Raw genomic sequence first — 26309 nt, 5'->3', positions numbered from 1 at the left:
GACTGCCGCCTGGACGGGCGGGGCAATCAGGAAGAGCGGGTACGCATGAGGGCTATGGGGATTTTGCTGGTGAGGCGGCCTCACGCGTACAACCCTGGTGGGGGGACGCGTGTCCAACTGGCGTGGCAGAGGCACTTCTCGACTTCGCCGTCGTTCCGGCGCGCAGCACACTCGGTGTGCCGCGCCGGCCTTCCCGCACGCCCGCGGTCGGCGGGTTCCCCGTGATCGTTCCCGTTCCGGCGGGCGCAGCGCCGATCACCGTGCCCCCGGCCGTACCGAACCGGGGCGGCCGCGTGCCCGCGCCCCGCGATAGCGCGGAGGCCGCGGGGAACGGGGAGGAGGCGACCGCCCAGGCCACCGGTGCCGCGTCCGCCGCAGCTGCCGCCGAGCCGGTCGTCGTCGCCGGCACCACCGTCGACCACCTCACCGAGACCTACCAGGCCCACTACCGCTCGCTGCTCGGCCTGGCGGCGCTGCTCCTCGACGACACCGCCTCCTGCGAGGACGTCGTCCAGGAGGCGTTCATACGGGTCCACTCGGCGCGCAACCGGGTTCGCGATCGGGACAAGACACTGGCGTATCTGCGCCAGACCGTCGTCAACCTCTCGCGCTCCGCGCTGCGCCGCCGCATCCTCGGCCTCAAGCTGCTCTCCAAGCCGATGCCGGACATGGCCAGTGCCGAAGAGGGCGCGTACGACCAGCTGGAACGGGACGATCTCATCAAGGCGATGCGCGGGCTCCAGCGGCGTCAGCGCGAGGTGCTGGTGCTGCGGTACTTCGCGGACATGACGGAGGCCCAGGTGGCCGAGACGCTCGGCGTCTCGCTCGGCTCGGTCAAGGCGTACGGATCGCGGGGCATTGCCGCGCTGCGGGTGGCGATGGAGGCTGCGCAGTCATGAGGGACGACCACACCCCGCCGGACGGGGCGGGCGAGGAACAGGCGCTGCGGAGCCTGCTGCGCGGGGCCGTCGAGGGCCTGGAGCCCTCCGAGGGGGCGCTGGAGCGGCTGCGGTACGCGGTCCCGGTACGCCGGACCCGCAAGCGGCAGGCCGTCATCGGGGCGGTCGCGGCCGTGCTGCTCGCCGGGACGGCCGTCCCGGCGGCCCTGCACCTGCACATCACCGGCGGCGAGGGCTCCGCCGCGGACCACTCCGCGATGGCCGGGCACGAGCAGCCCGGGACGGCGGCCGGAGGCGGAACCTCCGATCCGCACCAGGACGGCGCGGGTGCGCGGCCCCAGCCCGGCAAGGCCGCCGGCAAGGAGGCGGAGACCGGTGGCGGCGCGCGGCCCGACCCGCAGGACGGCGGGGCCCCGACCGGCGGCGGCACGGCCGGCCCCGACACCGCGGGCGCCACGGCGGGCGCCTCGGCCGGCACCGGCCCGCAGCCCCCGGTGGGCGCTGCGCCGGGCGTGCCCGGGTGCAGTGCGGAGCAGCTCGGGGTGCAGGGCAGCGCCAAGGCCCCGGAGGCCGACGGCAAGGTGTACGGCAGTTTCAAGGTCACCAACGTCTCGGGGCGCGGCTGCACGGTCGTCGGCCCGGACACCGTGACGGCGGCCTCGGTGTCGGCGCCCGGCCAGGCCTCGGGGGTCACCGTGGTCGGCCACACGGCGGGGGACCCGGCGGCCGGGCTCCCCGACCCCTCGGCGGAGACGCCTCTGCTGCTGCTCCAGCCGCACACGGCGTACGAGGTGCGCTTCGCGTGGGTGCCCTCCGCGCAGTCCTGCCCGGCGGCCACGCCCGATCCCGTGACCAAGCCCCCGGTGAGCGTCCCGGACGGCGGGCAGGGCGCGGCGGCCCACGCCACGGGCCAGGAGCCGGAGACGGGCGCCAAGGCCCCGGAGCCGGCCGGGGTGGAGGTGACGCACACCCCGCACACGGTGCCGCCGGGTGCGCCGACGACGCAGACGACGATCCCCGCGGCCTGCGGGGGAACGGTCTACCGGACGGGCGTCATTCCGCTGGACGCGCCGAAGCCGTAGCGGAGGAGGTGGCCGGGGCGGAGGCCGAGGCCGATCCCGGGGCCGGGTCGGTGCCCGGGGCCGAGCCCGCGGCGGGCTCCGGCGACCGGTCGGCGGCCTGCGGCAGCAGCCCCGCCTCGGCGTCGCGCAGGGTCTCCACCTCGCGGCGGTAGAGCCGGAACCACATGAACAGCACGAACGCGGCGAAGACGAACCACTCGCCGGTGTAGCCGAGGTTCTGGAAGGCCTTCAGGTCCAGCCCGGTGTTGCTCGGCGCCTGCGCGGGCACCGGGGTCAGCCCGTCCGCCGGGGCCTGCACCGTCAGCCAGGCGTCGTAGAACTCGTACGGCACGAGATTGACCAGCGAGGCCGCCCCGATCACCCCGAGCTGCCCGGCCGGCAGCCCGCCCTCGGCGTACACGCCCTTGCTGGTGGCGCTCTCCGATGCCTGGAGCGCGCCCGTCACCTCGACCCGCCCGGTCGGGGCCGCCGGGGCCTTCGCCGCGTCGGCGGTGCCCGGCAGCCAGCCCCGGACCACGGGGACGGCCTTGCCGGAGTCGGTCCTGAGCAGGGTCAGGACGTAGAAGCCGGTCCTGCCTTCGAGCCGCCGCCCGGGGACGAGCAGCTGCTCGGCGTACTCGCCGGAGGCGGAGGCGAGGCGTCCGGAGGTCTCCTTGTCCACCGGGAGCAGCGACTCCAGCGGCGCGGCGGCCTCGGCGGCGGGCCGTCCGGCGGTCGCCTCCTTGTGGCTGTCGACGCGGTCCTCGAACCGGCCGAGCTGCCAGGTCCCCATGAACAGGCAGACGGGGACGGCGAGCGCGACGAAGACGTTGATCCCCCACCAGCGCGGGGTCAGGAGAAACCGGTGCACCCCACCACCGTACGGGGGGCGCACCGGATCACCGGGGCCGGGGCGGCCGACGGGCCTACCGCGGCAGGTGCTTCTGCACGAACTCCAGCTCCATGCGGACCTGCTTGATCCGCTCCTCCACGACGAGCGAGCCGTGCCCGGCGTCGTACCGGTACACCTCGTGCACCGCCCCGCGCGCCGCCAGCCGCTCCACGTAGTTCTCGATCTGCCGGATCGGGCAGCGCGGGTCGTTGAGGCCGGCCGCGATGTGGACGGGGGCCTTCACCGCGTCCACGTACGTGAGCGGGGAGGACGCCGCGAAGCGGTCCGGGACCTCCTCCGGCGTACCGCCGAAGAGGGTGCGGTCCAGCGACTTCAGCGCCTCCATCTCGTCGTGGTACGCCGTCACGTAGTCCGCGACGGGTACGGCGGCCAGGCCCACGGCCCAGGCCTCGGGCTGCGTGCCGAGGCCCAGCAGGGCCAGGTACCCGCCCCAGGAGCCGCCGGAGAGCACGAGGCGCGCCGGGTCGGCGAGGCCGGAGGCCACCGCCCACTCGCGGACGGCCGCGATGTCCTCCAGCTCGATCAGGCCGACACGGTGCTTGAGGGCGTCGGTCCACTCGCGGCCGTACCCGGTCGAGCCCCGGTAGTTGACCCGGACCACCGCGAACCCGTGGTCCAGCCAGGCCGCCGGGGTCGCCGCGAAGGCGTCGCTGTCGTGCCAGGTCGGGCCGCCGTGCACCTCGAAGATCGTCGGGAAGGGGCCGTCGCCGTGGCCCGCGGGCCGCTGCGCCAGCGCGTGGATCCGTCCGCCGGGGCCCTCCACCCACACGTCCTCCACCGGCACGGAGCCGGGCGGCCGGAACCCGGGCGGGTCCAGGACGGTCCCGCCCGCGGTGGACCGTACGGCCGAGGGCTCGGCCGCCGAGGACCACTGGTACTCCACCGTGCCGTCCGGCCGGGCCGTCGCGCCCGAGACCGTGCCGGGCGGGGTCTGCACCCTGACGAGCTCCCGCGCGGCCAGGTCGTAGCGCCAGAGCTCGCTGCGCGCCTCGAAGCCGTGCGCGATCAGCAGCGCGGAACCGTCCGGGTACCACTCGGCGCTGACGTCGCCCGGCAGCTCGATCGCCAGGTCCTGCTCGGCCCCGGTGGCCACGTCCCACACCATCGGTTCCCAGCGGCCGCGCCGCTGGTGGCCGACGAGCAGCCGGGTGTCCCCGGCGACCGGCGCGAAGCCGAGCACCTCCAGGCCCAGCTCCACCGTCCCGCCGCGGGAGTCGTCGAGCTCGGCGACGGTGGCCCCGTCGAGGCCGACCACGCGCAGCGCCGAGTGCATGGCGTCCCCGTGCTCGGTGTGCTCGATCGCGATCAGGGTGCCGTCGTGGGAGAGGTCGCCGACGCCGGCCGACTCCCGGTGCCGGTAGATCACCACGGGCTCCACGTCGTCCGGCCGGACGACGTGGATGGTGGTGCCGTCCTCGTCGGTGGACCGGCCGACGACGGAGGTCCCGTCCCGGCCGATGGCGAGTCCTGCGGGGTACGAGGGCTCCAGCCCGGGGGTGGCCGGCTCGTCGGGGCCGCCCGCGAAGGGCTGGCGCACCCAGGTGCCGAACTCGTCGCCGTCGGTGTCGGAGAACCACCAGATCCACTCCCCGTCGGGGGAGAGGGTCCCGTCGGTGGTCCCGTTGGGCCGGTCGGTGGCCTGCCGCTGGCTGCCGGTGGCCCGGTCCCAGGCGTAGAGCTCGTACGTCCCGGTGGCGTTCGAGACGAAGAGCGAGCGGTCCGGAGCGTCCTCGGCCCAGTCGGGCAGCCCGACGCGCGGCGCCCGGAAGCGCTTCTCCCAATCGGGCACGGCCGTGTTGTCAGTCATACCCCCATGTAACCCGATTGGCGCTGTCGAATGGTCGTGGCGGGCGGGAGGGGGCAGCGTGGGCGGGGTCCCACCCAGCGAATTCCAGATCCAGTGAGGAGTGATCATGGCGAAGCAGCGCAAGGAACAGACTCACGAGGACCGTCGGTCGTCCGAATCCGGGATGCCGAACAAGCCGGCGATGCTGGTCGAGGACGTGCGCGAGGCGCAGAAGATGGCCATGCAGGAAGACCGGATGCGCGAGCAGCAGCGCCGCAAGGGCGGGCGCGGCTGACCCTGGCTCCGGATGCCGCCTCCTCCGAACGGAGGGACAGTGGAGGACGTACGCCCTCCGGTGCGTCCCTATGTGTCCCGAGGAGGAGTGATCATGGCCAAGAAGGCTCGTGCCGGCACCTCACAGGCCGCGGAGCGCGAGCGGGAGCGGGCGAAGAACACGGCGGCCGAGGCACGCGCGAAGGCCGCGGTCAGAGACGTGCAGTCCGTCTCCGCGAAGACGCGGGGCATGCAGCAGAAGGCCCAGGCCAAGCGCGGCTGAGCCAGGCATGCGGTGCAGGACGTCGTGGCCCGCGGTTTCCCCGGAAACCGCGGGCCACGGTCGTAGGGTGGCCGTATGCGGATGATCGTGCGGGGTGCCCGGCTGCTCCATACCGATGGCCTGTCCGACGTGGAGGTCGCCGAGGACGGGCGGATCGCGCGGGTGGTCCCGTACGACGACCAGAAGGAGCCGCCGGCCACCGGCGTGCTGATCGAGGCGCACGGCGGGCTGCTCAGCGCCCCCTTCGTCGAGCCGCACATCCACCTGGACACGGCACTGACCGCCGGGGAGCCCCGTCCGAACGCCTCCGGGACGCTGTGGGAGGGGATCGCCTGCTGGAGCGAGCGCAAGCGCACCCTCACCCGCGAGGACGTCGTCGAGCGGGCCACGCGGGTGCTGCGCTGGCAGGCGGCCCAGGGCGTGCTGCACGTGCGGACGCACTGCGACGTCACCGACCCCGCGCTCACCGCGCTGGACGCGCTGCTGGAGGTCCGCGACCGGGTCCGGGACTTCATGACCCTGCAGATCGTCGCGTTCCCGCAGGAGGGCATCGTCTCCTTCCCCGGCGGCGAGGCGCTGCTGCGCGAGGCGGTGGCCCGGGGCGCCGACGTCGTCGGGGCCATCCCGCACTTCGAGGACACCCGAGAGGACGGCGTCGCGTCGCTGGGCGTCGCCTTCGCGGTGGCCGAGGAGCACGGGCTGCGCGTGGACGCCCACTGCGACGAGATCGACGACGAGCAGTCCCGGTTCGTGGAGGTGCTGGCCGCGCTCGCGCTGCGCTCGGGGCTGCGGGAGCGGGCGACGGCCTCGCACACGACGGCGATGGGCTCCTACGGCGGCGCGTACAGCTTCAAACTCCAGCGGCTGCTGTCCCGTTCCGGGATCAACCTGGTCTCCAACCCCTTCGCGAACCTCAACCTCCAGGGCCGCTTCGACGGCTACCCCAAGCGGCGCGGCCTCACGCAGGTCAAGGAGATGCTGGCGGCGGGGGTCAACGTGGCCTTCGGCCACGACGACGTGATGGACCCGTGGAACGCGCTCGGCACCGCGAGCCCCCTGCAGACCGCCCTCGTCGGGCTGTACGCCGCCCAGCTCACGGGGGCGGACGAGATCCCGGTGGCGTTCGAGATGGTGACGGAGCGCGCGGCGCGGGTGCTGGGCCTGACGGGGGCGGAGTACGGGATCTCCGAGGGCGCCCCGGCCTCTTTCGTGCTGCTGCCGGCCGAGACGCCCGCCGAGGCGGTGCGGCGCCAGGTCCGGCCGCGGTACGTGGTCGCGCGGGGGGCCGTGCTCGCCGAGACCCCGCCCGCGCCGACCCGGCTGAACTGGCCGGGGGAGCCGCCGGCGGAGGTGGACTTCCGCCGGTCGTAGGGACCCGGCCCGGGCGGCGGCCCCTGCCGCGAGGGGTGCGGGGCGGGGCTACGCGGCGCGGCGCGGGGCGGCGGTCAAGGGCGGGCCGTTCGGCCGGCGGTAGCCTGCGCGCATGCCGAGGGACTCGTGGGACTCGTGGGACGAGGACGGAACACCGCACCCGCTCGCGCTGCGCCGCACCGGCCGCAGTGAGCAGGAGCCGGACCGGCTGCCCGAGGTCCGGGAGCTGGAGGTGCTCGGCTGGGAGCCCGCGCCCGAGGACACGCTGTGGGTGTTCCTCCCGTACGTGTGGCCCCCCGCGGACCGGACCTGGATCCCGGACCGGTCCACCCACTGGGCCGTGGAGACCCGGCTGGACGGCCACGGGCACATCACCGGCGTGGAGGCGGCCCCGCTCGCCGATCCCGATCTGCACGACCTCGACCGGGAGGCCGAGGAGGCGCTGGCGGCCCTCGGGCTCCCGCGCCGGCCGCCGGGCCGGCTGTGGCTGCTGCGCCCGCCCGGTTCCCACCCCACGCTCGGCGCGGTCCTCGACCACCTCCGGGCGCTGGCCCGGGAGCGCGGTGTGGAGGTCCGGCCTTCGGCCGCCTTCCTCGCTCTGGTCCGCGCCGAACTCGCCTCGCCGGCCACCGGGTCCGGGTCGGGCTCCGAGTCCGATACCGAGGGGTGAGCGACACGCGAGGGCGACACGCCGGTTCACGCCCCTGCGCCGGTGAAGAACCGGCTCCACCTCGGGCTCGCGGTCGGCGAGATTGCAGCCGCGACCCCGGGAAGGCAAATATTTCTTGTCCGCCACCGGTCCGCGAAGGGGTCGCGTATGGCGAGAATCGGTGGTTTGTCCCCGCCCCGGACGTGCCCTCCGAGCGCTGCCGCGCGCGGGAGCGCCGTCCCGCCGCCGCGGACGGCTGCTCCGCGCGACGTCGAATCCCATGGCTCAACTGGGCCGTACACGCATCCTGATGCCGCCTTTACGGACAGTAAGCCCCTTCATGTAAAGGCCAATTCACGCCACCAGATTGTTCTGGACTCAACTGAAGGTTTGTCAATATGCTGGACCGTGCCGAAGTTCAGCACTTCTGCATGGCCAGCCGATTCTTCGGGTGAGCCGGAAATTGTCCCCGGGGTCGGAGATCACCTTCCGGGGCGTGCCGCCCGTTCCGACGCCGTGGCGGCGATCCAAGGAGAACCAGAGCGCGCCGTCATCCGATGATCTCGGTCGCGGCGGCCCGAGACGGGGAAGGGCCGTGCCTCATGACGTATGACACCTCCGGGGTAATAGCCGAGCTCAAGAGCCGCAATCTGCTCCCGGACGCGTACGAGACGGTGTTCGCGAGCGGTTCCCTGATCAGGGGCTGGGGCAACCCCACCAGCGATCTCGACGTCCACGTCGTCACCCGCGACCTCTGGACCAGCACGATCGACGAGACCAACCACGTGGCGCTCGAACCGAACACGCTCCAGTACGAGGGCACGTTCGTCGACGGCCGCCGCTGGGACGTCGAATACTGGACCGCGTCCCAGATCGAGCAGGTCCTCTCGAAGGTCTCCCGGGAGCAGTTCGCCGACGGCCAGGGCACCTGGCGCACCCTGAGCTACCACGAGATCGCCATGCTGGAGCGGCTCCCGTACGCGGCGGCCGCCGACGACGGGGCCTGGCTGGCGGGGACCCGCGAGCGGCTCGCCGCCTCGGCCCACCGCTCGGTGCTGATCGTGAACTCGCTCCGGCAGGCCGACAGCTACACGGAGGACGCGGCCGGCCAGATCGCCCGGGGCGATCTGTACAGCGCGGTCCTCGCGACGAAGAACGCCTTCAACCACTCCGTGGACGCGCTCCAGGCCAGCCTGGGCCAGTTCGGCAGTCTGTGGCCGAAGTGGCGGGCCCGGCGGATGGAGATCCTCGATCCGGCCCTGCTGCCGTTCGAGGCGTACTGGGCCGTCGAGACGATGCGCTCCTTCGATCCGGACCACCCGCGCAAGTGGGTCGAGGAGACCATCGCGGTCTGCCAGCGGATCTCCATGGAGGTGTCGGTCTGATGTCGCTCGATGAGAACGTGCAGGTGGGCCCCGGTTCGGTGGCCTCGCTCCCGTTGAACGTGAAGATCCGCAACCATCGCGGCACGACGGTGGTCGGCGGGTACGAGCACTTCTTCGAGCTGACCGCCTCCGCCGCCCACATCTGGCGGCAGATCGACGGGAAGCGCACCGTGAGCGATATCGCCGCGCTGATCGCCCAGGAATACGACATCGATCAGGAATCCGTGGTGCAGGACATCGTCGAGCTCTTCACGGAACTCGCGCGGCACGATGTCGTGAACATCGCCCAGGGTGAATCCCGGGCCTGAATTCCCTCAGGGGCCACCACCCCTCCGCATTTTCCCGTGGGCGAGACATTACGGGGGCCATCACATGCTGGACGATCTCCAGTTCGATGTATTCGGTCCGCTGACCGTACGGCGGAACGGAGAGTTATTGGAAATTCCGCGGGCCAAGCACCGCGTCGTTCTCGCGGCCCTGCTGCTGCACGCCCCCCGCACGCTCACCGCGGAGGAGCTCATCCAGCAGCTGTGGGGCGGGGAACCCCCGCTGACCGCGCGCAAGACCCTGCAGGGGTACATCGCCCGCCTGCGCAAACTCCTGGGCGCCGAAGCGGTCGTCAGCCGGGCCTCCGGCTACGCGATCGCAATCGGAGCCGAACGGCTCGACCTCGACCGCTTCAATACCTTCCTCCAGAAGGCGGAACTCACCACCGAACCGGCCGAACGCGCCCGGCTGTTCCGGTCGGCGATGGAGCAGGGCAACGGGACCCCGCTCGTCGACATCCCCTCGGAATACCTCCAGCAGGGCGACGGGGCCGCTCTGCTTGAACGCTGGCTGAATGCCACGGAAAGCTGGGCCGACGCGGAAATGGCCGTGGGTCGTCACGCCGACGTGCTGCCCCGGCTCAGGGCGCTGGTATCGGAACACCCGTTCAGGGAAAGCGCGTGGGGCCGGCTCATGACGGCCCTGTACCGGGCGGGCCGCCAGGGCGAGGCCCTCGCCGCGTACCAGGAGGCCCGGCGGCTGCTGGCGCAGGAGCTCGGAGTGGAGCCCGGCGAGGAACTCCGCGCCGCGCACCGGCGGATACTCGCCGGGCCCACCCGGTCCGCCCCGGACCCGGCGGCCCGGCCCGGCCCCGCCGCCCCCCGGCCGGGCGGCCCCGCCGAAGCCCCCGCCCGCCCGGGATGCCCGTACACCCTCCCGCCGCGCCTCGCGGAGTTCGCCCGGCCCGGCATCGAGGCGGACCTGATCCGGCGGCTGCGCGACGTCTCCCGGGAGGGCGCGGAGCGCACCGTCCCGCAGACCCTCGACCTGTACGGGGCCGCGGGCGTCGGCAAGACCACCATGGCGGTCCGCGTCGCCCACGCCGTCAGCCCCGCCTTCCCCGACGGCCAGCTGTACGTCGAGCTCCAGCGCGGCGACGCCTTCCGCGAACCGGCGGACGTGCTCGGCGAGTTGCTGCGGGCCCTGGGAGTCGACCCGGGCGCGGTGCCCGCCGACTCCGGCGAGCGGGTGGCCCTGTACCGGGGGCTGCTCTCCCACCGGCGCGTGCTGGTCGTGCTGGACGGGGCGCGTGACGAGGCGCAGGTACGGCCGCTGCTGCCGGCCTCGCCCACCTGCGCGGCCGTCGTGACCAGCCTGGAGATGCTGTCCACCCTGGGCGGCACCCGGCACGTGCGCCTCGGGCTGCTGACCGCGGAGGAGTCCCGGGAGATCCTGGCCCGGATCATCGGCCGCGAGCGGGTGGCGGCCGAGGAGGGGGCCGCGCAGGACCTGGTGCGGTACTGCGGCCGGCTGCCGCTGGCCATCCGGATCGTCGGCGCGCGTCTGCTGGAGCGGCCGCACTGGCGGCTCGAGACGCTCGCCCGGCGGCTGGAGTCGGAGCGCAGGAGGCTCGACGAGCTGGCGGTCGGCGACCTCGGCGTGCGCGACAGCCTGGCGGTCGGCTACGCGGCGCTGGACGCCCCCGAGCGCAGGGCGTTCCGGCTGCTCAGCCTGTTGGAGATGGCCTCGTTCCCGGTGCGGGTGGCCGCGGCCGCGCTCGGCCTGCCGGACGACCGTACGGAGGAGACCCTGGAGCGGCTGACCGCGCAGCACCTGCTGGACGCCGACTTCGTCAAGGGCAGCGGGGTGCGCTTCTCGTACCACCCGCTGGTCCGGCTGTACGCGCGGGAGCTCACCTTCGACGTGGACCCGATGCGGAGCCGGCACGGGGCGGTGCAGAACGCGCTGGCCGCCTGGTACGCGAGACCGGCCGGAGCGCTCCTCCCGCTGCGGGCCACCCCGTCCGCGGGCGGCCCGGCGGCCCGCGCCGAAGTCGTCGCCGCGGCCAGGGCCGGCCTGTTGCCACCGGAGCTCGGCTTCACCGCCTGACCGTACGCCTCACGAGCCCCACCCCCCACGTCCCGTCCCCCGCCATGCCGCCGGGCGGGGAGATCCGAGGAGAACCGACCTTGATCGAACGCTATTCCACTCCGGAGCTGGCCGAGCTCTGGACCGAGGAGCACAAGTACGCCACCTGGACGCGCGTCGAGGTACTGGCGACGACGGCCCAGGCCGAACTCGGCGTCGTGGACCGGGACAGCCTGGCCGACATCCGCCGCGCCCCCGTCCCCTCCGTCGCCCGGGTCCGCGAGCTGGAACTCACCCGCGACCACGAGATCCTCGCCTTCCTCGCGGCCTACACGGAGCCGATGCCGTCCGCGTCCGCCCGGTGGGTGCACCACGGGATGACCAGCTACGACCTCGTCGACACCGCCCTCGGACACCTGCTGGCCCGCTCGTGCGACCACGTGCTGAACGCCGCCCGCACGTTCGCCGGACTGCTCGTGGAACGCGCCCTGGAGCACTGGGACACGGTGTGCATCGCCCGCACCCACGGCATCCACGCCGAGCCCACCACCTTCGGCCAGAAACTCGCCGTGCACGCCTTCGCCCTCCACCGCTGCACCGCCCGGCTGACCGCCGCCCGCGCCGCCGTGGCCGTCGGCACCCTCTCCGGTCCCGTGGGCACGTACGCGCACATCTCCCCGTACGTGGAGGAGTGGGTCTGCGGGCAGCTCGGCCTCGGCGTCGAGCCGATGCCCACCCAGGTCGTGGCGCGCGACCGGCACGCCGAGCTGCTCTCCGCGCTCGCGGTGACGGGGGCCGTCGTCGAGCAGTTCGCCCTGGAGATGCGCATGCTGCAGCGCACCGAGGTCGGGGAGGTCGACGAGCCGCGCACCAGCGCCTACCAGGGGTCGAGCGCGATGCCGCACAAGCGGAACCCGACGACCAGCGAGCGGCTGTGCGGTCTCGCCCGGATCCTGCGCTCCAACGCCGGGGCGGCGTACGAGAACGTCGCCCTGTGGCACGAGCGGGACCTGGCGCACTCCTCGGTGGAGCGGGTCATCCTGCCCGACAGCCTGACCGTGGCCCACTACCAGCTGGTCTCCGCGGCCGGACTGCTGCGCGGGCTGCGGGTGTTCCCCGAGCGCATGGCGCGCAACATCGACGCCACCCGGGGCCTCGTCTACAGCTCGGAGGTCTTCCTGGACCTCGTCGACGGGGGCCGGGACCGCGAGGAGGCCTACCGGCTGGTCCAGGCCGCCGCCACCGAGGCCTGGGAGCGCGGCACCGGACTGGCCGACGGCCTCGCCTCCCGCGGTGTGGACGTCACCGCCGATCACATGGACCCGCGGCGCTTCCTCGGAAACCGCGAGCACCTCAAATCCCGACTGGACGAACTGAGCAAGGAGCTGCAGCAGCATGTGGAAGTGTGAGCCCGTCGTCGGTGCCAGCCTCGACGTAGCCGAAGTCACCGCCCTGTACCGCGCGTCCACCCTCGGCGAGCGCCGTCCCGTCGAAGACGTCGAGCGGTTCACCCGGATGCTGGCCGGCGCCAATCTCGTGATCACGGCCCGCCTCGACGGGCGGCTGATCGGCATCGCGCGCTCGATCACCGACGGCTCGTACGTCACGTACCTGAGCGACATCGCCGTCGACGCCGAGTTCCAGCGCCGCGGCGTGGGCCGGGACCTGATCAGGGCCACCCGGGAGGCCGCGCCGCAGGCCAAGCTCGTGCTGCTCTCGGCACCGGCCGCCGTCGCGTACTACCCCCACCTCGGGTTCAGCCGCCACGAGTCCGCATGGACCCTCGATGCGCTCGGCTGAACCCGGGCCCCGCGGGGCGGGGCGGTCCGCCGGCCACCCCGCCCCGATCCCGAACCGCCGTCGAATGACCTTCCGTAGGTGACGACAATGCAGCTGAAGACGCCCGGATTCGATGCCCAGGTCAAGGCGGCCGCCGAGCGGGCCCGTGCCTGCGGCCTGGCCGCCGACGCGATACGGATAGCGGCCACCCTCGACGGGATGGTCCCCGAACGGATCGGCCGAGCGGCCATGGGGCTCGGCGAGCGCGTGTACACGGAGATAGCCGAGTCCCAGGTCGCGGGCTTCGCCCCGACCGGCGGCCCCGGAACCACGCCCGACGAGGGCGGCGGGGACCTGCTGGTACTGACCGGGACGGGGCGGCTGCGCGTCGTCCCGGCCGGCACCCGGCCCGCCGGCCCCGAGGAGGCCGAGCCGCTCGGCACCCTCAAATGGCAGAACCGGCCGGAGTCCCTGGGCCGGCTGTGGGCGCTGGCGCAGGACGTCCAGCGGATCCAGTTCGAGGAGGTCCACCGCTGGCTCGCGCAGCAGGACCCCGATCACGTCCGGGCGAGGATCGACGCCGTCGGCCACGCCCTGCTCCACATGGCCCCCGTACTGCTCTACGTCGGCGACCGCTTCTACAGCAACCTCGGCAAGTTCAGCAATCTGCCCGGCCGTTCGCTGGCCGCCGGGGCCGAGCGCTCCGTGCTCACCGGGCTCCGGGAGGCCCCGGCCGCGCGGTGGGCCCCCGAGGACGCCACCTTCGTCGTCTGCCTGCACGCACTCATCAGCTCGGGCTCCCCGGTCCGGGCCGAGGAGTTCAACGGCGTACAGCTCACCCCCGACCTGCTCGCGGGCTTCCTCCGGGAACGCATCGGGACGTACGGGGCCCCGGTCCCGGATCTCGCCGGCCTGCCGACGGGCGCCGCCCTCGACGCCCTGGCCGCGGCCTGCGCCGCCGCCCGCGCAGAGCGTTTACGCGGCGGCGCCGTGTTCTACCGCGAGATCAACGGCGCCTCGCTGCACAAACGCGAGCGGATCATGGCCGAGCCCCTCGGCTGGGAGGAGCTGCCGGCGCCGGTCGCGGGCCTGCTCTCCGGCGCCGCCGGCCGCCCCTTTCCCGTGGCGGCGGCGCCCGCGACGGTCCGGGCGTATGCCGAGGAGGTCGTCGAGCGCGTCGTACGGCTCGCCCCGCCCGCTGGGTTCACCAGCGCGTACGAGGGGTTCCTGCACCGGTTCTTCGAGACGCTGGCCGCGGCCCTGGACTGCGACGTCGTGATGGGCCGCGGCCCCAAGAGCGTCGCCGTCCTGCACAGCGGCCACCCGGCCGAGGACCGGATCGCCCTGGCCACCCGCGACTTCTACTGCTGCGTCGCACCGGGAGCCGCGTTCGTCCGCAAGTTCGCCGAGGACCGGGCCGCCCTCGCCCGCACCCTCTCCGCCTACAGCGCGCGGATGCGCTACAACACCTGGCACTACCTGCCGCACAGCATGTCGTGGACCGAGGAGACCCCGGGACGCGAGGACTGGTTCTTCGCGCCGATGACGGCCGACATCACCAACTGGTCCGACCAGCACCACACCGGGCACGTCACCTTCGGTGTCCGCCACGCACTGCGCATCCCGCTCGGCATCGTGCTGGAGGGCGCGTACCGCCCCGGCCTCTACGACCTGCGGCTGCTGCGCACCTCGGGCGCCGAGTTCGAGCGGGCCGACCTGCGGGCGGCCATGGTGGCCGGGCGGATCCAGGCACTGCTGCACCAGGCGGCCGCCGACCGGGGCCTGGAGGTCCGCGATTTCGACAACGGCTGGTACCGGGATTTCCATGGCGCCTGACCTGCCCGCGGCACCCGCCCCGTCCGGACCGCGGTACGCCGGCGTCCGCGCGCTCCGCACGGCCTACGGGGACGGCAGCCTGTTGCCCTCGGAGCACCTGGCCGCCACCTTCCGCCTGCTCGACCGGTGGGAGCCCCGGATCGGCGCCTTCCTCACGCTCGCCCGCGAGCGCGCCACCGCCGAGGCCGGGGCCGCGGACCGGCTCCTCCACCGGTACGGGAGCGCCGTCTGGCGGGACCGGCCGCTGCTCGGCATGCCCGTCTCCGTCAAGGACCTGACCCCGACGGAGGGCATCCGGACCACCCGCGGCTCCCTGCTGCACGCGGACGCCGTGCCCGGCCGGGACGCCCCGGCCGTGGCCCGGCTGCGGGCGGCGGGCGCGATCGTCATCGGCAAGACCAACACCTCCGAGGGCGGGTGGAGCGCGGCCGGCCTGAACCGGCTGCAGGGCCCGACCCGCAATCCGTGGGACCCGGCCCTGACCCCCGGCGGCTCCAGCGCCGGCGCGGCCGCCTCGGTGGCCGTGGGCATCGGGGTCGGCGCCACCGGCACCGACGGCGCCGGGTCGATCCGCATCCCCGCCTCCTTCTGCGGGGTCGTCGGGTTCAAACCCACGCTGGGCCGGATCCCGTACGTGCCCCAGAGCCCGGACGAGCTGTCCCATCTGGGGCCGCTGACCCGGAGCGTGGCCGACGCGGCCCTGCTCACCCAGGTGATGTCCGGCCACGACCCCGCCGACCCGCTGTCCTACGGCGTGTCCGGCGCGCCGGCCGGGGATCCCGAGGGGGCGGCCGCGCGGATGCCCCGCCTGCGCATCGGCTGGATCCCCTCGCTCGGCGAACCCGCGCCGCGGCCCGGCATCGCGGCCGTCGCCCGGCAGGCCGTGGAGGCGCTGGCGGCCCGGGGGCACGAGGTCGAGGAGATCCCGCCGCCCTTCGAGGACCCGTACGCGGCCCTGGAGACGATCCTGGCCGGCTGGGAGGCGGCCGCCCACCCCCGGGACCTCGACGAGGTCGCGGACCGCCTCGACCCGGGCCGGCTCCGCGTCATCCGGTACGGGCGCACGCTCAGCGCCGCCCGGCTGGCCCGGGCGTACGAGGCGCGCGCCGTGCTGCGGGCCCGCAGCACGGCCCTGATGGAGCGGTACGACCTGCTGGCCATGCCGACCGTGGCCATCGCCCCGTTCGCCGCCGACCGGCACGAGCCGCCCGACCCGGTCCCCAAGGGCGCCCTGTCCTGGCTGGCCTGGGCCCCCGAGGCCTACACCTTCAACCTGACCGGCCAGCCCGCCGTGTCCGTCCCGGCGGGGCTCTCGCCCGAGGGCCTGCCCGTCGGCCTGCAACTGGTCGGCGGGCGGGGCGAGGACCTGCGGGTCCTGGCCGCCGCGTACCAGCTGGAGCAGGCCCGCCCCTGGCACCACCACTACGCGGCGCTCTCCGCCCGATCGCCGCAGCCGGAACCGGAAAGGGAATCGACATGACCGAGGCCATCACCGCCCGCGAAGCCGACGAGCGCCGCTACGCCCGCTTCGCCACCGGCAGCGTCGGCTTCGTCGAGCGCCACGGCCTGTGGAGCGCGGAGCAGAGGGCCGCGGCGCAGGCCCTGGCGGGCACCCTTGCCGGTCTGGAGTTCGTACGGGTCGGATTCGGCGATCCGCACGGGCTGATGCGCTCCAAGACCCTGACGGTCGAGGCCTTCCGCACGGCGCTGCGCAACGGCATCGACATGAGCCCGGGCCCCTTCGTCTTCGACACCGGGCACGCCGTGGGCGTCGACTTCTTCGCCCCCGGCGGCGGCATCGGCATACCCGAGCTGACCGGAGCCGGGGACTTCCTGATCGTTCCCGACCCGCTCACCTTCAGGGTGCTGCCGTACACCGAGGCGGCCACCGGCTGGGTCGTCGCCGACGAGTACCTGCGCGACGGCAGCGCCCACCCGCTGTCCAGCCGCGCCGTCCTGCGCCGCCAGTGCGACCGGGCCGCGGAGCGCGGCCTGCGGTACGTGGTCGGCCTGGAGGTGGAGTGGTACGTGACCCGGCTGACCGGCGCGGACCAAGGCCCGGGAGCCGCCGCGCGGGCCGCGGCGACCGTCGGCGGATTCGGCGTCCAGGGCGAGCCGCCCGCCGTCGAACCGGTCAACGGCGGCTACCAGTTCAACCTCGACACCCTCACCGACGGCCTGATGCACCTCGTCACCCCGCTCGCGCGCGCCCTGCGCGAGCTCGGGCTGCCGCTGCGCACCGTCGAGCACGAATCGGGCCCCGGCCAGCTGGAGTTCACCTTCAGCCCGATGAACGGCCTCGACGCCGCCGACGCCATGCTGCTCTTCCGTACGGTCGCCAAGCAGATCTGCGCCCGCCTCGGCCACCACGCCTCCTTCATGTCACTGCCCCGGCTGGAACGCTTCGACCCGAGCGGCTGGCACCTGCACCAGTCGCTGTTCGACGCGGCGGCCGACCGCAACGCCTTCGTGCCGGCGTCGCCCGGGGACGGCGCGCTGCTGTCGCCGGAGGGCCTCGGCTACGTCGCCGGTCTGCTCGAACACGCCGCGGACACCGCCCTGTTCTGCATTCCGACCGTCAACGGGTACCGGCGGCTCGACACGCGGTTCTCGCTCTCCCCGGACCGGATCGTGTGGAGCGCCGAGAACAGGGGCGCGCTGGTCCGCGTGCTCGGCGGCCCGGGCGAGGAGTCCACGCACGTGGAGAACCGGATCGGCGAGCCCTGCGCCAACCCGTACCTCTACCTCGCCGCACAGCTCGCCGCCGGTCTGGACGGGATCGAGCGCGGGCTGCGGCCGGGCGCCCTCGCCGAGGACCCGCACGCCCCGACGGCGGCCGCGCTGCCGCGGGACCTCGCGGAGGCGGTGGCGGCGATGGAGGGCAGCGCCCTGGCCCGGGACCTGCTGGGCAAGCCGCTCCAGGACTGCCTGGCGCAGCTCAAGCGGAGCGAGGTGGCCCGGTTCGGGGAGTGGCTGGCCGTCGCCGGCCCCGCCGACCCGGGGGAGACCACCGCATGGGAGCACCGTGAGTACTTCGCCGCGTACTGACGGACACCGCCACGGGGAGGACTGGTTGACGGTCTGCGTCATCGGGTCGGGCCCGCGGGGGCTGTCCGTCCTGGAGCGGCTGGCGGCCAACGCGGACGAACTGCTGCCGGCCGGGGTGCGGCTGCGGGTCCACCTCGTCGACCCGCGCCCGGGCAGCGGCCGGGTGTGGCGCTCCGACCAGTCGCGGCACCTGCTCATGAACACGGTCGCCTCCCAGGTGACCCTGTTCACCGACGACAGCGTCACGATGGACGGCCCGGTGCGGCCCGGCCCCGACCTGGCCGCCTGGGCCGCCGACCCCGCCCTGCACGGCGGTGCCTTCCCGGCCGGGGAGGAAGTGCCGGGCCCCGACGGCTATCCGACCCGGGCCCTGTACGGGCGCTACCTGGAGTGGGTGCTGCGCACGGTGGTCCGGCGGAGCGCGGCGGACATCCGTACGCACCCCGCGCGAGCCGTCCGGCTCGACGCGGACACCACCGCGGCGGGCCGCGACCGGGTGACCCTGGACGACGGCACGGTGCTGTCCGGGCTCGACGCGGTGGTCCTGGCCCAAGGGCACCTGCCGGTCTCCCCGACCCCCGCCGAGGCCGCCCTCGCGCGGTTCGCGGCCCGCCGCGGGCTCTGCTACCTGCCCCCGGGGAACCCGGCGGACGCCCAGCTCGACGGGATCGCCCCCGGGGAGCCGGTCCTGCTGCGCGGCCTCGGACTCAACTTCTTCGACCACATGGCCCTGCTGACCGAAGGGCGCGGCGGGGCGTACGAGGCCAAGGACGCCGGGCTGGTCTACCACCGCTCCGGACGCGAGCCCGTGCTGTACGCCGGATCCCGCCGGGGCGTGCCCCACCAGGCCCGGGGGGAGAACCAGAAGGGCGCGACCGGCCGCCACCTCCCGCTCCTCCTCACCCCGGCGACGTTGGCCCGGCTGCGCCGGGGCCCGCGGCGGCCCCGTTTCCGGCGCGACATCTGGCCGCTGGTCTCCCAGGAGGTCGAGACCGTCTACTACGCGGCCCTGCTGCGGGCCGACGGCCGCCCCGAGGCCGCGGCGCGGCTGCTCGAACGGAGCGCGGCCGGGCCCTGGACCCCGTACGCCCGGGACCGTCTGCTCGACGCGCTGGGCGTGCCGGCCGGGCGGCGCTGGGACTGGGAGCGCGTCGCCCGGCCCTGCGGGGAGGGCGTCTTCGCCGACCGCGCCGCGTTCACCGGCCGGCTGCTGGAGCACCTGCGGCGGGACGCCGCCGAGGCGGACGCGGGGAACGTCGACGGCCCGTACAAGGCGGCCCTCGACGTACTGCGCGACCTGCGCAACGAGGTGCGGCTGCTGGTCGACCACGGCGGGATATCCGGCGCGGACTACCGCGACGAACTGAGCGCCCGTTACGGGCCGTTGAACGCGTACCTGTCGATCGGACCGCCGCCGCGCCGGATCCGGGAGGCGATCGCGCTGATCGAGGCCGGTGTGCTGACCGTCCTCGGCCCGGGAGCGGAGTTCGGCGCGGACGAGACCGCGGGCCGCTTCACCGCCCGCTCGCCCCGCGTCGGCGGGGGCGCGGTGCACGCGCGGGCGTTCATCGAGGCGCGCCTGCCCGAGCCCGATGTGGCGCGCACCGAGGACCCGTTGCTGGGGTACCTGTACGCCACCGGCCAGTGCGTCCCGTACGTGATCGACGACCGGCGGGGCCCGTACCGGACCGGCGGCATCGCCGTCACCGAGCGCCCGTACCGCCTCGTCGACGCGGCCGGCGCCGCGCACGAGCGGCGCTTCGCGTACGGCGTGCCGACCGAGGGCGTGCACTGGGTGACGGCCGCCGGGATCCGGCCGGGCGTCGACTCGGTGATCCTCGGGGACTCCGACGCGATGGCCCGCGCCGTCCTCGGCCTCGCCCGCGGGGCCGGCCGCCGCCACGACACGCTGACGAGGAGCGCCACCTGATGGACCGCCCCGGCACGACCCCCGACACCGCTCTCCTCTCACCGGTGCGGGCCGCCGCCGCCACCGAGGAGGCCCTCACCGACACGGCCTGGGCCCAGGCGATGCTCGACGCCGAAGCCGCCCTGGCCCGGGCCCAGTCCCGGCTGGGCACGGTGCCCGCCGGGGCCGCCGAGACGATCACGGCGTGCGCCCGGGCCGCGGCGATCGACCTGCCCGCGCTGGCCGTGCGGGCGCGCGGCGCCGGCAACCCGGTCGTCGCCCTGGTCGAGGAGTTCACGGCCGTGGTCGCGGCCGAGGACCCCGCGGCGGCGGAGTACGTGCACCGCGGCTCCACCAGCCAGGACATCCTCGACACCGGCGCGATGCTGGTGACGGCCCGCGCGCTGAGCCTCGTACGGGCCGAACTCGACCGGACGGCCGCGGCGCTGGCCCGGCTGGCCGACGCGCACCGGGGCACGCCGGCGGTGGCCCGCACCCTCGGCCAGCACGCCGTCCCCACCACGTTCGGCCTCAAGGCGGCGGGCTGGCTCGTCGCGGTGGTCGACGTACGGCGCCGGGTCGGGGCGCTGCTCGACGGGGGGCTGCCGGTCCAGCTCGGCGGGGCGGCGGGCACGCTCGCCGGCTATCTGGAGTACGCGCGGACGTCGCCCGCCCGAGCGGCGGACCGGGACGGGGGCGCGTACGCCGGGGAGCTGATCGCCCTCTTCGCCGCCGAGACGGGGCTCGCGGAGCCCGTTCTGCCCTGGCACACCCTGCGCACGCCGATCGGCGACACGGGCGCCGTCCTCGGGCATGCCGCGGCGGCGCTCGGTAAGTTCGCCACCGATGTGCAGACCCTGGCCCGCACCGAGCTCGCCGAGGTGGCCGAACCCGCCGGGGCCGGCCGCGGGGTCTCCTCCGCCATGCCGCAGAAGCGCAACCCGGTGCTCGCCGCGATGATCCGCTCCGCCGCCCTCCAGGTGCCCTCGCTGGTGCTCACGCTGACCCACTGCGCGGCGGCCGCCGAGGACGAGAGGCCCGCCGGGGCCTGGCACGGCGAATGGCAGCCGCTGCGCGAGGCGCTGCGGCTGGTGGGAGGGGCCGCGTGCACGGCGGCGGAGCTGGCCGAGGGGCTGGAGGTGCACCCGGCGCGGATGGCGGCCAACCTGCGGCTCACCGGCGGGGCCGTGGTCACGGAGCGGCTGGCCGCCGCACTGGCCCCCGTACTCGGCAAGGCGGAAGCGAAGGCGCTGGTCGGCCGGGTGGCCGTGGCGGCCGCGGACAGTGCGGAGCCCCTCGTGGACCGGCTCCTCGCGCAGGCGCCCGAACCGGCCGAGGAGTTCACCGCCGCGCGGCTGGAGCGGCTGCTCGACCCGGCCGGGTACACGGGCGCCGCCGAGGCGCTGATCGAGCGGGCTCTCGCGTACCACCGCGCCAGTACCGGCACCACCGCATGACTTCCGCGCGGCGATGGCCCGTGGCGGATCTTCCGAAGGGATGCGAACAGTGATCGTTGCGATGGACGGACCCGACGGCGCGGGCAAGAGCACGCAGGTCAAGCGGGTGCAGAGCTGGGCCGAGGGTCAGGGCCTGTCGTTCCGCGTCGTCGGCAAGTGGCAGGTGTTCGAGGAGTCCCAGGTGCCGCAGGCCCGCTTCCTGCGCGGCACCACCCTCGACGAACTGCGGGTCTGCATCGCCGAGATGCCGAACCCGGCCCGGATGCTCTTCCTCGGCTGGATGAACACCCTGGCCGCCGAGCGGGCCCGCGCCGCCGAGGCGGACCTCGTCGTCCTCGACGGCTACTGGGTCAAGCACGCGGCCACCGAACTGCTCGCGGGCTGTCCCGAGGAGCTGGTGGACGCGATCGTCCACGCCATGGCCCCGGTGGACAGCGTCGTCTTCTTCGACGTCACCCCCGAGGAGGCACTGCGCCGCAAGAAGGGGGACATCACCCCGTACGAATGCGGGCGGGACCCGCAGTGCCGGCCGGAGAGCTTCCTGAAGCACCAGGCCGCCGTCCGGGACGTCATGCTCGACTGGGCGGCCCGGCGCGGCTGGGACGTCGTACGGGCGAACACCGCCGAGGCGGCGGCGCAGCAGCTGCGCAAACTGCTGGCGCCCAAGCTGGGCGTCGAGGTCAACCCCCGCCCCACGGCGGCCGACCCGCGCCCCACGGCGGCCGACCCGCGCACCGCCGTCGTCGACGCCCCGGCGGGCCACTGATGCTGCGCGACGGACGGAGCCTGAGACGCGGCCTGGCGGCCGCACTGTTCGTCCGGTACCTCGGGGCGGGCAGCTGGGCCCCTCTCCAAGTCCTGTTCTTCGTCCGGTCCGTGGGCCTGTCCACGGGGAACGTGGTCCTGGGGCTGACGGCGGCCGGCCTCGCGGGCCTGGTCGCCGGGCCGGTCGTCGGCCGGCTCGCCGACCGGTTCGGGCCGCGCGAGGTGGGCATCGCCGGACTGGTCGCCCAGGCGGCCGCCGCTGGCGCGCTGCTGCTGGTGGAGGGCATGACCGGGTTCCTCGTGGTGATCACCCTGATCGCCCTGGGGCGCGGCGCCTTCCCCGCGATCAGCGGGGCGCTGATCGCGTACGTCGGCGGGGAGGACCGGGTCGCCTACCGGGCGCGGATCTACTCCCTGCAGAACCTCGCGATGGTCTCCGGTTCGCTCCTCGGCGGCCTCGCGCTGCAGGCCGACACCCGGACCGCGTACGTGATCGCGATCTGCGCCGACGTCGTGTCGTACCTCGTCGCGGCGGTGCTGGTGGCCCGGCTGCCGCATCTGCCGCCGATCCCCAAGGAGCCGGGGAGCGGGCGGCACTACGCGCTCACCGACCGCCCGTTCCTCGCGGTCAGCGTGCTCGCGGGCACCCTCGTCATGTTCGACGTCTTCATGACGGTGCTGATGCCGGTGTGGATCGCCGAGTACACGAAGGCCCCCCGCTGGACGGTGTCGCTGGTCTTCGCGCTGAGCTGCGCCCTGGTGGTCCTGCTCCAGACCAACGTCGCCAAGGGGGTCGAGACCCCGCGCGACGGGGCACTGGCCATGCGGCGCAGCGGGCCCGTCATCGCGCTGGCGATGGGGATCGTCTTCGCCGCCGCGCACGTGCCGATGTACGCCGCGATGGGGCTCATCCTGATCGGCACGGCGGCACTGACCTTCGGGGAGATGCTGTTCACGGCGGGGGAGTACGCGCTGTCGTTCGGGCTGGCCCCCGAGCACGCGCAGGGCGAGTACCAGGGCGTGTTCTCCGTCGGGGTCGGGATCGGCGGCGCCGTGGCGCCGACCGTGCTGAACGCGCTGTGCCTGAGCGCGGGCCCGCTGGGGTGGGCGGTGCTCGTCACGCTCATGGTCGCGGCCGGGGCGGCGGTGCCACCGGTGGCGGCGATCGCGGAGCGCGGCCGTGACCAGCGGGAACGGGAGAGGGAGCGGGAGCCCAGACCGGCCGGGTGAGCGTCGCGGCCGGTCTGGGCCCGTCTTCGGGGCGCGGCGGGGCTACCGGCCGCGCGCGTCCACCAGGTGCGCCACCCGCGACTCGATCCCCGGGTCGTGGGAGGCGAACTCCGCGCGCCGCGCCTTCTCCTCGGCGCGTACGCGGTCCAGGACCGGTCCGCTCCACGGGGCGTCGAGGACGACCCCCCACAGGGGCTGGAGCCGGGCGGCCCGGGACACCTTGGCCTGGAAGGCGTCGCAGCTCAGGTCCACGCAGTGGTAGCCGTGGGCCGCCGCGTACTTCACGGCCTCGTAGTAGGTGAGGTTGAAGTAGAGCTTGGCCTCGCGGGCGATGGAGTCGTCGAGCCCGTGCGAGCGGGCGTACATGGTGTTCCCCCAGAAGAAGTACTGGGTGAAGCCCACCATCCGGTCGCCCTGGTAGGCGCCCAGGATCCGGCAGTTGTCGTCGAACAGCGCGGCCTGCTGGGCGAAGCGCTCCGACTCGCTCGCGTCGGTGACGGGGTGCCCGTACCGGATGAGCACCTGCGCGGAGAGCGGGCCGAGCAGGTGGTGGCATTCGGAGAGCCGCTTGACCTCGGTGCGGCAGCCGGCGTCGCTGTAGCGGCGCATCTCCCGGCGGATGGAGGTGAACTGGTGCGAGGTGAACCGCCTGCGGTAGCCCTCCAGGCCGTCGGGGTCGACGGGCAGGACGGCGGTCGCGTCCATCATCACCACCCGGTCCCGGGGGCCCAGGTGCGGCAGGAGCCGTTCCACCGACTCGTCGGTGAGGTAGAGCAGCGCCGCGAGGCCGCCGTCTTCGGCGCCGAGCGCGCGGAACCGTTCCAGTACGGTCCGTACGCCCGCCGCGGCGAGCGGTGCGGCGGTTCCGGGGGCGACGAGCACCTCGCTGGTGTAGCCGAGGCGGGTGCCGCCGAGGAGCAGCGGGCGCTCCGGCGTCGCCGGCTCGGCGGCGCCGGGGAACAGGACGGCGGGATCGTAGAAGTGCGGGACCTTCCCGGTGAAGCGGTGGGTGGGGAGCCCGACCGCGTACGTGCCGCCGGAGGCGGCGACCAGGTGGCGGGAGCCGGCGTCGGCCAGCTCCTCGCCGTAGAGCAGCCAGCGGTGGGTCGAGTAGAGGGCGGCGTCACCCGCGAGGGCGTTCCACCGGTCGGCTTCCGCGTCCCGTATCGAGGCGAGCTCGACGAGCTCGGGGCTGCGCGAGCCGTTCCCGTCGCCGCCCGTGCCCCGGGTCCCGCCGTTGCCCGCGCCGTCCGTCCCTGGCGTCCCTGCCGTCCCTGCCGTCGTCACGCTGTGCGTCCTTCCCGATCGTGATCGAGTGCGCCGGTCACGGTAGCCACCTTCACCCGCCCGTGCGGTCGAGGACACGAAAGTCGGCCAACCCGGCGTCGATCCGCAGATAGGCCAGCCGGGCGGCCGTCGCACCCCGGCTCGCGTACATGCCGACGGCGGCCGCGGTGAGCTCCTCGGGGTCGGCCTGCGGGTCGGTCTCCAGGTGGTCCGAGACCGTGGTCTGGACGAGATCGGAGTCGGCGTCCACCGCCATCCGCTCGGTCAGCGTGACCGTGAGGCCGTAGCCGTTCTCCGCGGCCCAGGATCGCAGTTCGCCGTCGGTGACGAGCTGTTCGCCCGCCTGGAGGAGGAGCGCGGTCAGATGGGCCGTGCCGTCCGCGGCCAGGTGCCGGGGGAGTCCGGCGAGGACCCGGCGCCCGACGCCGAACCCGTCCTCGCCGCCGTCGTGGGCGGCCTCCTCGCCCGGGGCCGCGAGGGTGGGCAGGAAGGGGATGTTCGCGATGACGTGGTCGTACGGCCGCGCTCCGGCCGGGAGCGGCTCGTACAGGTCGCCCACGAGGACCTCGATCCGGTCGGCCACCCCGTTGATCTCCGCGTTGAGCCGGGCCACTTCGGCGGTCTCGGGCAGCAGCTCCACCAGCGTGGCCCGGGCGCCGCCGCGGGCGGCCACCAGCCCCTGGAACCCCGGCCCGGAGCACAGGTCGAGCACCCGCGCCCCCGCCCGGAATCCGGTCCGCCGGGCCAGCGCGACGGAGTCCCGGCCGAAGTAGTGGCGCACGGGGAAGGGGCTCGGCGGCTCCGCGAACAGCCACACCCCGGTGGAGCGGAACAGGCTGACGTCGAGCAGCCGGACCTCGTCCCCGCGCCGGTGCGCGACCCCGCTCCCGACCAGGGCCGGCAGCGCCCCGGCGAGGGCGGGCGGCAGCCGGTCGGCCGCCGCGGGCTCCCCGAGCAGCAGGAACCCGGCGAGGGCGCGCAGCTCCCCGTCGAGGCCGCGGGCGCCGGCGGCCCACTGGCGGCGGTCCACCGAGTCCCCGGGGAAGTCGGCCAGGAACTCGGCCAGGCCGAGCCGTTCGAGCTCGGCGACGACCCCGGTCACCGGACGGCCCCGGCGTCGGCCCCGGCGGCCGCCCCGGCCCCGCCCCGTGCCGGGAGTCCGATCCAGGTGCGGAGCATCAGCCGCCCGCCGTCCGCCGGCCCCTCCTCGTCGAACGCGGTCCGGCCGTGCACGATCGACCGGTTGTCGATGAAGATCATCTCGCCGGGCGCCAGCCGCCCGTGCGTCTGCAGATCGCGCCGCTCCAGCAGCGAGTCCAGCAGGTCCAGTGCCTTGACCTGCTCGGGCGTCAGCGGCGGCACGTGCGCGTGCCGGTGCCCGATCTCGATGTAGTCCCGCAGGTAGTACATGCGCTCCCGGCCGTCCTTGAACTCCAGTACGGGCCGCTCGGTCGTGAGCGGCACCCCCGGCGTGTCGTCCCGGGTGTCGAAGTGGACCGGCAGCCGAAGCGCCGCGAGCTCCTCGGGGTGGCCCCGGAGGATCTCCAGCAGATCGCTGACGTGCACCGTGACGAGCGCCCCGCCGCTGGAGGCCTGCCGGACGCAGAACAGCGTGAAAATGTCCGGAAGCCGCCCCGGCCGGTGCGCCGCGTCCGTGTGCAGGCTCCCGCCCTGCCTGCTGTCCGAGTAGCGGCCGGTCGCGCCCTCGCCGAGCCGCACCCCCCGGTCCCGTACGTCCCGCAGCAGCGCTCCCGCGCCGTCCTGCGGCAGCAGCTCCCCGGCCAGCCGGGAGGCGGCGACCGTGAACCGGCGGGCCTGCTCCTCGCTCAGGTGGTCCAGGCCGCTCAGCACGAAGTAGCCGGGCCGGGCGTCGAGGTGGCGCCGTACGTGGTCCGCGACGGACTCCCCGAACTCCCGGTACCAGTCCGCGCGTACGTCCTCCTCCCCGCCCTCGGCGACGGCCGTCGCGAGCGCGGGGTCGACGGGGTGGCGGACGGTCGAGAACGGATCGTTGCTGTTCATC

General features: G+C 74.5%; 23 protein-coding genes. 18 read left to right on the top strand and 5 right to left on the bottom strand.

All coding sequences use genetic code 11. The features are described from left to right. Positions 1 to 122 precede the first annotated feature (122 nt). Both ACFY1T_RS08980 and ACFY1T_RS08975 read left to right on the top strand, forming a co-directional pair. Entirely contained in the window at positions 123 to 899 is a 777-nt protein-coding gene (locus tag ACFY1T_RS08980) for a SigE family RNA polymerase sigma factor (protein WP_390787608.1), read from the top strand. After that, entirely contained in the window at positions 896 to 1981 is a 1086-nt protein-coding gene (locus ACFY1T_RS08975; RefSeq protein WP_390787607.1) for a hypothetical protein, read from the top strand. Before ACFY1T_RS08980 ends, ACFY1T_RS08975 begins: the two co-directional genes overlap by 4 nt. Here ACFY1T_RS08975 and ACFY1T_RS08970 read toward each other — a convergent pair. Together ACFY1T_RS08970 and ACFY1T_RS08965 are read right to left on the bottom strand one after the other, a co-directional pair. Further along, positions 1953 to 2831, bottom strand: coding sequence for an SURF1 family protein (locus ACFY1T_RS08970; RefSeq protein ID WP_390787606.1), 879 nt, complete (start codon positions 2829 to 2831; stop codon positions 1953 to 1955). The genes ACFY1T_RS08975 and ACFY1T_RS08970 overlap by 29 nt on opposite strands. A gap of 55 nt (positions 2832 to 2886) precedes the next feature. Then, on the bottom strand, positions 2887 to 4680 hold the full coding sequence (locus ACFY1T_RS08965; RefSeq protein WP_390787605.1) for a prolyl oligopeptidase family serine peptidase: 1794 nt from the start codon (positions 4678 to 4680) through the stop codon (positions 2887 to 2889). 106 nt (positions 4681 to 4786) lie between these two features. Between ACFY1T_RS08965 and ACFY1T_RS08960 the strand changes: the two genes are divergently transcribed. The 16 genes from ACFY1T_RS08960 (at position 4787) to ACFY1T_RS08885 (ending at position 22999) form a co-directional block, all read left to right on the top strand. After that, a complete protein-coding gene (locus tag ACFY1T_RS08960) occupies positions 4787 to 4954 on the top strand; it encodes a hypothetical protein (RefSeq protein ID WP_158734351.1) in 168 nt (55 codons plus the stop codon). A 93-nt stretch (positions 4955 to 5047) separates the two neighbouring features. After that, entirely contained in the window at positions 5048 to 5215 is a 168-nt protein-coding gene (locus ACFY1T_RS08955; protein ID WP_158734350.1) for a hypothetical protein, read from the top strand. Between the two features lie 75 nt (positions 5216 to 5290). After that, on the top strand, positions 5291 to 6586 hold the full coding sequence (codA, locus tag ACFY1T_RS08950; RefSeq protein WP_390787604.1) for a cytosine deaminase: 1296 nt from the start codon (positions 5291 to 5293) through the stop codon (positions 6584 to 6586). A 112-nt stretch (positions 6587 to 6698) separates the two neighbouring features. Then, a complete protein-coding gene (locus ACFY1T_RS08945) occupies positions 6699 to 7256 on the top strand; it encodes a DUF5956 family protein (protein WP_390787603.1) in 558 nt (185 codons plus the stop codon). A gap of 581 nt (positions 7257 to 7837) precedes the next feature. Further along, entirely contained in the window at positions 7838 to 8620 is a 783-nt protein-coding gene (locus tag ACFY1T_RS08940) for a hypothetical protein (protein ID WP_390787602.1), read from the top strand. Next, entirely contained in the window at positions 8620 to 8928 is a 309-nt protein-coding gene (locus tag ACFY1T_RS08935) for a PqqD family protein (RefSeq protein ID WP_390787601.1), read from the top strand. The genes ACFY1T_RS08940 and ACFY1T_RS08935 overlap by 1 nt, the downstream gene beginning before the upstream one ends. A 64-nt stretch (positions 8929 to 8992) precedes the next feature. Continuing rightward, positions 8993 to 10996 carry a BTAD domain-containing putative transcriptional regulator gene (locus ACFY1T_RS08930; protein WP_390787600.1) on the top strand — a complete coding sequence of 668 codons (2004 nt, stop codon included), beginning with the start codon at positions 8993 to 8995 and terminating at the stop codon, positions 10994 to 10996. Between the two features lie 80 nt (positions 10997 to 11076). After that, positions 11077 to 12384 (top strand): adenylosuccinate lyase, encoded by a 1308-nt coding sequence (gene purB, locus ACFY1T_RS08925; protein ID WP_390787599.1) that lies wholly within the window; start codon positions 11077 to 11079, stop codon positions 12382 to 12384. Further along, positions 12371 to 12775 carry a GNAT family N-acetyltransferase gene (locus ACFY1T_RS08920; RefSeq protein ID WP_030152790.1) on the top strand — a complete coding sequence of 135 codons (405 nt, stop codon included), beginning with the start codon at positions 12371 to 12373 and terminating at the stop codon, positions 12773 to 12775. Before purB ends, ACFY1T_RS08920 begins: the two co-directional genes overlap by 14 nt. 78 nt (positions 12776 to 12853) lie before the next feature. Then, the gene (locus ACFY1T_RS08915; protein WP_390787598.1) at positions 12854 to 14590 is read left to right on the top strand and encodes a hypothetical protein; all 1737 of its coding nucleotides are present in this window, start codon (positions 12854 to 12856) and stop codon (positions 14588 to 14590) included. Beyond that, positions 14580 to 16070, top strand: coding sequence for an amidase (locus ACFY1T_RS08910; protein WP_390787597.1), 1491 nt, complete (start codon positions 14580 to 14582; stop codon positions 16068 to 16070). Before ACFY1T_RS08915 ends, ACFY1T_RS08910 begins: the two co-directional genes overlap by 11 nt. After that, a complete protein-coding gene (locus ACFY1T_RS08905; protein WP_390787596.1) occupies positions 16067 to 17638 on the top strand; it encodes a glutamine synthetase family protein in 1572 nt (523 codons plus the stop codon). Before ACFY1T_RS08910 ends, ACFY1T_RS08905 begins: the two co-directional genes overlap by 4 nt. Before the next feature lie 25 nt (positions 17639 to 17663). Beyond that, on the top strand, positions 17664 to 19568 hold the full coding sequence (locus tag ACFY1T_RS08900; protein ID WP_390787595.1) for an FAD/NAD(P)-binding protein: 1905 nt from the start codon (positions 17664 to 17666) through the stop codon (positions 19566 to 19568). Then, a complete protein-coding gene (locus ACFY1T_RS08895) occupies positions 19568 to 21004 on the top strand; it encodes a lyase family protein (RefSeq protein WP_390787594.1) in 1437 nt (478 codons plus the stop codon). The genes ACFY1T_RS08900 and ACFY1T_RS08895 overlap by 1 nt, the downstream gene beginning before the upstream one ends. A 61-nt stretch (positions 21005 to 21065) precedes the next feature. Continuing rightward, the gene (locus ACFY1T_RS08890; RefSeq protein ID WP_390787593.1) at positions 21066 to 21770 is read left to right on the top strand and encodes a thymidylate kinase; all 705 of its coding nucleotides are present in this window, start codon (positions 21066 to 21068) and stop codon (positions 21768 to 21770) included. Then, positions 21770 to 22999, top strand: a complete 1230-nt coding sequence (locus tag ACFY1T_RS08885; RefSeq protein ID WP_390787592.1) for an MFS transporter — start codon at positions 21770 to 21772, stop codon at positions 22997 to 22999. The genes ACFY1T_RS08890 and ACFY1T_RS08885 overlap by 1 nt, the downstream gene beginning before the upstream one ends. Before the next feature lie 42 nt (positions 23000 to 23041). Here ACFY1T_RS08885 and ACFY1T_RS08880 read toward each other — a convergent pair whose 3' ends face one another. Genes ACFY1T_RS08880 through ACFY1T_RS08870 form a run of 3 tightly spaced genes read right to left on the bottom strand, consistent with a single transcriptional unit; the run spans position 23042 to position 26308 of the window. Continuing rightward, on the bottom strand, positions 23042 to 24286 hold the full coding sequence (locus tag ACFY1T_RS08880; RefSeq protein WP_390787591.1) for a GNAT family N-acetyltransferase: 1245 nt from the start codon (positions 24284 to 24286) through the stop codon (positions 23042 to 23044). A 52-nt stretch (positions 24287 to 24338) separates the two neighbouring features. Next, positions 24339 to 25388, bottom strand: coding sequence for a methyltransferase domain-containing protein (locus ACFY1T_RS08875; RefSeq protein WP_390787590.1), 1050 nt, complete (start codon positions 25386 to 25388; stop codon positions 24339 to 24341). After that, the gene (locus ACFY1T_RS08870) at positions 25385 to 26308 is read right to left on the bottom strand and encodes a TauD/TfdA family dioxygenase (protein ID WP_390787589.1); all 924 of its coding nucleotides are present in this window, start codon (positions 26306 to 26308) and stop codon (positions 25385 to 25387) included. The genes ACFY1T_RS08875 and ACFY1T_RS08870 overlap by 4 nt, the downstream gene beginning before the upstream one ends. Position 26309: the final 1 nt, after the last annotated feature.

The sequence above is a fragment of the Streptomyces sp. NPDC001194 genome (assembly GCF_042896985.1).
GTDB lineage: Bacteria > Actinomycetota > Actinomycetes > Streptomycetales > Streptomycetaceae > Streptomyces.
The sequence above is the reverse complement of the archived record's forward strand: the minus strand, read 5'-3'. Positions and strand labels throughout refer to the sequence as shown.